General features: G+C 60.0%; 9 protein-coding genes. 6 read left to right on the top strand and 3 right to left on the bottom strand.

What is annotated here, in order from left to right; translation table 11 throughout:
- From GHO03_RS23350 to GHO03_RS23360, 3 genes are all read right to left on the bottom strand, one after another.
- A partial coding sequence (locus GHO03_RS23350) for a response regulator (RefSeq protein ID WP_153400611.1) occupies positions 1–308 on the bottom strand: 308 nt, incomplete at its 3' end.
- A gap of 66 nt (positions 309–374) precedes the next feature.
- On the bottom strand, positions 375–674 hold the full coding sequence (locus GHO03_RS23355) for a YciI family protein (RefSeq protein WP_095002642.1): 300 nt from the start codon (positions 672–674) through the stop codon (positions 375–377).
- A gap of 1 nt (position 675) precedes the next feature.
- Positions 676–1,278, bottom strand: a complete 603-nt coding sequence (locus tag GHO03_RS23360; protein ID WP_095002641.1) for a septation protein A — start codon at positions 1,276–1,278, stop codon at positions 676–678.
- An 84-nt stretch (positions 1,279–1,362) separates the two neighbouring features.
- Between GHO03_RS23360 and GHO03_RS23365 the strand changes: the two genes are divergently transcribed.
- From GHO03_RS23365 to rluB, 6 genes are all read left to right on the top strand, one after another.
- Positions 1,363–2,226 carry a PHP domain-containing protein gene (locus GHO03_RS23365; RefSeq protein ID WP_095002640.1) on the top strand — a complete coding sequence of 288 codons (864 nt, stop codon included), beginning with the start codon at positions 1,363–1,365 and terminating at the stop codon, positions 2,224–2,226.
- Positions 2,227–2,239: 13 nt separating this feature from the next.
- Positions 2,240–2,872 carry an L-threonylcarbamoyladenylate synthase gene (locus GHO03_RS23370; RefSeq protein WP_088377747.1) on the top strand — a complete coding sequence of 211 codons (633 nt, stop codon included), beginning with the start codon at positions 2,240–2,242 and terminating at the stop codon, positions 2,870–2,872.
- Between the two features lie 119 nt (positions 2,873–2,991).
- Positions 2,992–3,690, top strand: coding sequence for a ScpA family protein (locus GHO03_RS23375; RefSeq protein ID WP_170943745.1), 699 nt, complete (start codon positions 2,992–2,994; stop codon positions 3,688–3,690).
- Positions 3,691–3,702: 12 nt separating this feature from the next.
- A complete protein-coding gene (gene scpB, locus GHO03_RS23380) occupies positions 3,703–4,641 on the top strand; it encodes an SMC-Scp complex subunit ScpB (RefSeq protein WP_095025655.1) in 939 nt (312 codons plus the stop codon).
- Between the two features lie 161 nt (positions 4,642–4,802).
- On the top strand, positions 4,803–4,994 hold the full coding sequence (locus GHO03_RS23385) for a DUF1289 domain-containing protein (protein WP_095018927.1): 192 nt from the start codon (positions 4,803–4,805) through the stop codon (positions 4,992–4,994).
- Positions 4,995–5,138: 144 nt separating this feature from the next.
- Positions 5,139–6,085, top strand: a 947-nt coding sequence (rluB, locus tag GHO03_RS23390) for a 23S rRNA pseudouridine(2605) synthase RluB (protein WP_153327936.1), incomplete at its 3' end; no start/stop codon positions are given.

The raw sequence follows: 6,085 nt of genomic DNA on the forward strand, positions 1-6,085 counted from the left end.
GGCTTGGCCAGGTAGTCATCGGCGCCCAGCTCCAGGCCCAGGATGCGGTCCAGCGGTTCGCCTCGGGCCGAGAGCATCAGCACCGGCAGATCAGGGTGGTCGTTGCGCAGTTGCTTGAGCAGCTCAAGGCCGCTGCCGTCGGGGAGCATGACATCCAGCACCACGGCATCGGGGCTGGACTCTGCCAGCGCCTTGCGGGCGCTGGCACCGTCGTGGCATGCGCGAACCTGAAAGCCTTCCTGGCTCAGCCAACTGACCAGCAGCTCACACAGCTCCTGGTCATCATCTATCAGTAACAGGTCGCTCATGACTTACTCGATTTGACCGGTGCCGGTGCCGGTGCTGTTTGCGCCGGCTGCCGGTAAAGATACAGGTTACGGCAGGACTTGCTTGAACGGCTTGACGCTGACATTGGCATATACGCCAGCGGCAACGTAAGGGTCGGCTTCGGCCCAGGCCTGGGCAGCGTTCAGGGATTCGAACTCGGCCACGATCAGGCTGCCGCTAAAACCGGCAGCGCCAGGGTCATTGCTGTCGATGGCCGGGTGCGGGCCGGCCAGTACGATGCGGCCTTCGGCTTTCAGTTGTTGCAAGCGCTCAAGGTGCGCAGGGCGGGCAGCCAGGCGAGCTTCGAGGGAATTGGCGACGTCTGTTGCAATGATGGCGTAGAGCATGTCAGTCCTTGGTCTTGGGGGTGGTATCAGTCGGGTCGGTGTCATGCAGATGGCGCGACAGGTAAATGCCCTGGGCGATCAGGAACAACACAGTCATGCCCAGGCTGCCGAACACTTTGAAGTCGACCCAGATGCTTTGGTAAGTGAATGCCACGAACAGGTTGGCCGCGCCGCAGAACAGGAAAAACCCGATCCAGGCCACGTTCAGGCGGGTCCAGATGGCATCTGGCAGGCTCAGGGCGTGGCCCATCATGCGCTTGATCAGGACCTTGTCGCCGATAAAGTGGCTGCCGGCAAACGCCAGGGCAAACAGCCAGTTGACCACCGGGGCTTTCCATTTAAGGAAGGTTTCGCTGTGGAAGGCCAGAGTCAGGCTGCCGAATACCAGGCAGGCGATCAGGGTCAGCCATTGGCTTTTTTCGAGTTTGCGTTGCTTGATAAACAGCGCGCCATACACCACCAGCGAACTGATGATCAGCATGGCGGTAGCGCTGTAGATACCGCCGACCGACAGGCTGTGCCCGCCGATTTCGACGATGCGCGGTTCGATTTTGTAAACGATGAAAAACAGTAACAGCGGGATGAAGTCGATGAATTGTTTCACAGTGGCAGCCAGAAGCAGGATGTGGCGGCATAATAACAAACATCAATGACAGCGAAAGCGTCAGCTAGAGGTTATTAAATCCCCGTGGAAATTGACTTGCATTGCCATAGCACGGCATCCGATGGCGCCCTGGCGCCTGCGGTACTGGTCGCGCGTGCGTTCGAGAAAGGTGTGCGAGTCCTGGCCCTGACCGATCACGATACACTTGAAGGCCTCGACGAAGCCCGCGCGGCGGCGCAGGCGCTGGGCATGACATTGGTCAACGGCGTGGAGTTGTCCTGCACCTGGGGCGGGGCGACGATTCATGTGCTCGGCTACGGTTTCGATGTCAACGCCCCGGCGCTGGTCGAGGCCATTGCCAAATTGCACGATGGCCGCTGGCTGCGCGCCGAAGAGATCAGTCGCAAGCTGGCGCTCAAGGGTATGCCTGGTGCGCTTGAAGGCGCACGGGCTATCCAGCAAGCCCTGGGTGACAGCGGCAACGCCCCGGCCCGTCCGCATTTTGCCGATTTTCTGGTCGAGGCCGGTTACGTCAAGGATCGCGCCGAAGCCTTCCGCAAATGGCTGGGGGCCGGCAAGCTGGGGGACGTCAAGCTGCACTGGCCGACCCTGGAAGACACCGTCGCCACCCTGCGCGCAGCAGGCGCCTGGGTCAGTCTGGCGCACCCCTCGCACTACGATTTTACCCGCAGCAAGCGCCGACGGCTGATTGGCGACTATATTCAAGCTGGGGGTCACGCGATTGAAGTGGTCAACGGGTACCAGCCGGCCGATCAGGTTGGCAGCCTGGCGATCCTTGCGCGTGAGTTCGGTCTGCTGGTCAGTGCCGGCAGTGATTTTCATGGTCCAGGAGGGTGGTCCGAGATCGGCGAATACCGTCCGCTTCCGGAAGACTTGCCGCCATTGTGGTGTCGATTCAAATATGACAAACCCACTGCCAACGTCTGAACAGGTAAACACTGTGAGTCAATTTTTCCAGATTCATCCGGAAAACCCACAACCGCGTCTGATCAAACAGGCCGTTGAAATCATCAAGAAGGGTGGGGTGGTGATTTATCCTACCGACTCGTCCTATGCCGTCGGTTGCCAGATGGGTGACAAGGGTGCGATCGAGCGGATCAAGCGCCTGCGCAACCTGGACGACAAGCACAACTTCACCCTGATGTGCTGTGACCTGTCGCAGTTGGGGCTGTTTGCCAAGGTGGATACCGGCATCTTCCGTCTGCTCAAGGCGCATACGCCGGGGCCGTACACCTTTATCCTCAACGCCACCCGCGAAGTGCCGCGCCTGCTGCTGCACCCTAAACGCCGTACCATTGGCCTGCGCGTACCGAGCCATCCGATTGCGCTGGCATTGCTTGAAGAGCTGGGCGAACCGCTGATGAGCGTGACCCTGATCCTGCCGGGCGAGAGCGAGCCGATGGAAGACCCGTATGAAATCCGTGATGCCCTGGAAAAACAGGTCGACCTGATCATTGACGGCGGTTTTGGCGGCAACAAGGCCTCCACTGTCATCAGCCTGGTGGACAGTGGTGACCCCGAGATCGTGCGGGTGGGCTGCGGTGATCCTCAACCCTTTATGGTCGAGGCCTGATGTCTGACGTAGAAGCACCTGAGGCCCGGGCCGGTGCCCAGCAAGAACTGTCTCTGGCCATGGTCTATGGCCAGGCGGTCATCGAAATGCCGCAAGACCTGTATATCCCCCCGGATGCACTGGAGGTGTTTCTTGATGCTTTTGAAGGCCCGCTCGACCTGCTGCTGTACCTGATCCGCAAGCAAAATATCGACATTCTCGACATTCCGGTGGCGGAAATTACCCGCCAGTACATGGGTTATGTCGAGCTCATGAAAACCGTGCGCCTGGAGCTGGCGGCCGAGTATCTGGTCATGGCCGCGATGCTGGCCGAGATCAAGTCGAGGATGCTGTTGCCGCGTTCGGCCGAAATCGAGGAGGACGAGGGTGACCCCCGTGCCGAGCTGATTCGCCGCCTGCAGCAATACGAGCGCTTCAAGGCTGCCGCTGAAGGCATTGAGGGGCTCAGCCGGGTAGGGCGCGAGATCTATGTGCCCAAGCTCGATGCTCCCGAAGCACGGGCGCGCAAACTGGTACCGGATGTGGCGCTCGAAGAGCTGCTGATGTCGATGGCCGAAGTGCTGCGCCGCACCGACATGTTTGAAAGTCATCAGGTCAGCCGTGAGGCCCTGTCGACCCGCGAACGCATGAGCGACGTACTTGAGCGTCTCAAGGGGGGTGGCTTTGTACCCTTTGTCGAGCTGTTTACCGCTGAAGAAGGCAAGTTGGGTGTAGTCGTGACCTTTATGGCCATTCTTGAACTGGTCAAAGAGTCGCTGATCGAGTTGGTACAAAATGAACCCTTCGCGCCGATCCATGTGCGGGCAAGAGCCGAATAAAGAGCTGAAACCATGAATTTGACTGAACCCCGCGAGCTGGCCCCCTTGCTTGAGGCCTTTCTGCTGGCCTCGGGAAAGCCGCAGAGCCTTGAGCGCCTGTTCGAACTGTTTGAAGAGGGCGAGCGCCCGGAACCGCCGGTCTTCAAGAAGGCCCTGGAACTGCTGCGCAAATCCTGCGACGGCCGCGCCTTTGAACTGAAAGAAGTTGCCTCCGGCTATCGCCTGCAGATCCGCGAAAAGTACTCGCCCTGGGTCGGACGTCTGTGGGAAGAACGCCCGCAACGTTACTCGCGGGCCATGCTGGAGACCATGGCGCTGATCGCTTATCGCCAGCCCATTACCCGTGGCGAGATCGAAGATGTGCGCGGTGTGGCTGTCAACAGCCATATCGTCAAGACACTGCTGGAGCGCGAGTGGATTCGCGTGGTGGGTTATCGTGACGTGCCGGGCAAGCCCGCGATGTTTGCCACCACCAAGGGCTTTCTTGACCACTTCAACCTCAAGAGCCTCGATGAATTGCCGCCACTGGCCGAGCTGCGCGAGCTGGAGCCGGATCCGATCCTCGATTTTGACGATGCCCCGGTGCCTGCGCATCTTCAGGCGCTGGCCGACGAAAGCGCCGAGCCGGAAGAGCCGAAAGACGAAACCAGCTTCCGCACCCTGCTGACGGAACTGGACTCGATGGAGGAAGGTCTTAAAACCGACTTTGATGATTTGTTGCGCGACGTTGCGCCAGTTGAAGCTCTAGAGCCTGAGCCTGAGCCTGAGCCCGAGCCGGAAATAGAAGCCCAACCACAACCGCAGCAACCCTCTGCGGCCGAGTTGGCCCGCGAGCGATTGCGCGCTGCGGTTGCTGCACTTGAGCAGCGATCTGCCTTGAGCGACGAAGAGCTTGAGGCTCAGGCCCTGGCCGAAGCCATCGAACAGGAACGCCGCGAGCAGGAAGACTGATGCACTCCCATTAAGGATCCTGGCAAGCCGCGGATTCTGCGGGCAATGCATGACCCGTGGGAGCTGGCTTGCCTGCGATGCAGACGACGCGGACTGTCAGGCACACCGCAGCGATGCCATCGCGAGCAAGCCCGCCCCCACACAATTTTTGGAGGGCTGTCATGAGTTCAACCAAAGACCCCTGCATCGGAGTCTGCAAATTCACTGACGACATTTGCCTGGGCTGCGGGCGAACCAAGCGTGAAATCAAGGCCTGGAAGAAACTCGACAAAGACGAAAAACGTGCGGTGCTGGCCGAATCCGCCCTGCGTTTACTGGCGCTTGAGGCCACCGGCCGGCGGAAAACCAAGTGAGCCACGCACTTCGTGACTAGCCTTTGATGCGCAATGGCCAATATCCGCGTATGATTCGCGACCCTCTGGGGCTCAGCAGAGCCCCAAGGCCCATTTTTAACACTTCAGGCGCTCGCCTGAATTGACACACCGGGAGGTGCCCAGATGAAAGATCTCGACCCTAAAGACGGCCAGGAAATTGGCCCGGCAGGCGAAAAACTGCAAAAAGTCCTCGCCCGTATTGGCGTTGGCTCGCGTCGCGACGTAGAGAGCTGGATCAGCCAGGGCCGGATCAAGGTCAATGGCAAGGATGCAACCCTGGGTCTGCGCGTAGACCTGCACGACGCCATCACCATCGATGGCAAGGTGATCAAGCGTGAAGAGGCAGCCGAATCGGTTCGCCGCGTGATCATGTACAACAAACCCGACGGCGAAATCTGCACCCGTGACGACCCTGAAGGCCGTCCGACCGTGTTCGACAAACTGCCGCGTCCAAAAGAAGGCCGCTGGATCAATATCGGTCGTCTGGACATCAACACCACCGGCTTGCTGATGTTCACCACTGACGGTGAGTTGGCCAACCGCCTGATGCACCCTTCGTACGAAATGGACCGTGAATACGCGGTACGTGTGCGTGGCGAAGTGGATGACGACATGATTGCCCGCCTCAAGGCCGGCGTTGTGCTGGAAGACGGTCCGGCGCGTTTCACCGACATCAAGCAGGCGCCAGGCGGCGAAGGCTTCAACCATTGGTACCACTGCGTGGTGATGGAAGGCCGTAATCGTGAAGTGCGTCGTCTGTGGGAATCCCAGGGCCTGGTGGTCAGCCGCCTGAAGCGCGTACGTTTCGGTCCGGTGTTCCTCAACTCCGATCTGCCGATGGGTCGCTGGCGCGAAATGAGCCAGTTCGAAGTGGACATTCTCAGCGCTGAAGTCGGCCTCACGCCGGTTGCCATGCCTGAGATGAACGCCAAGAGCAAAGACAAGCTTGAGCGCATGCAGCGCAAATCCTCGCGCCCTGTGGCCCGTGGTGACCGTGTTGCCCGCGTGCTGCGCCCGGCTGAAGGTGCACCTGTTGCGCCGCGTCCGGCACGCCAGCCGCATATCGAAGG

The sequence above is a fragment of the Pseudomonas sp. FSL R10-1339 genome (assembly GCF_009600545.1).
In the GTDB taxonomy this organism is placed as follows: Bacteria; Pseudomonadota; Gammaproteobacteria; order Pseudomonadales; family Pseudomonadaceae; genus Aquipseudomonas; species Aquipseudomonas bubulae.

Bases quoted from the DNA above. Each gene is read 5' to 3' on its own strand.
- GHO03_RS23355 (WP_095002642.1), bottom strand. From the start codon at position 674: ATGCTCTACGCCATCATTGCAACAGACGTCGCCAATTCCCTCGAAGCT.
- scpB (WP_095025655.1), top strand. From the start codon at position 3,703: ATGAATTTGACTGAACCCCGCGAGCTGGCCCCCTTGCTTGAGGCCTTT.
- GHO03_RS23385 (WP_095018927.1), top strand. From the start codon at position 4,803: ATGAGTTCAACCAAAGACCCCTGCATCGGAGTCTGCAAATTCACTGAC.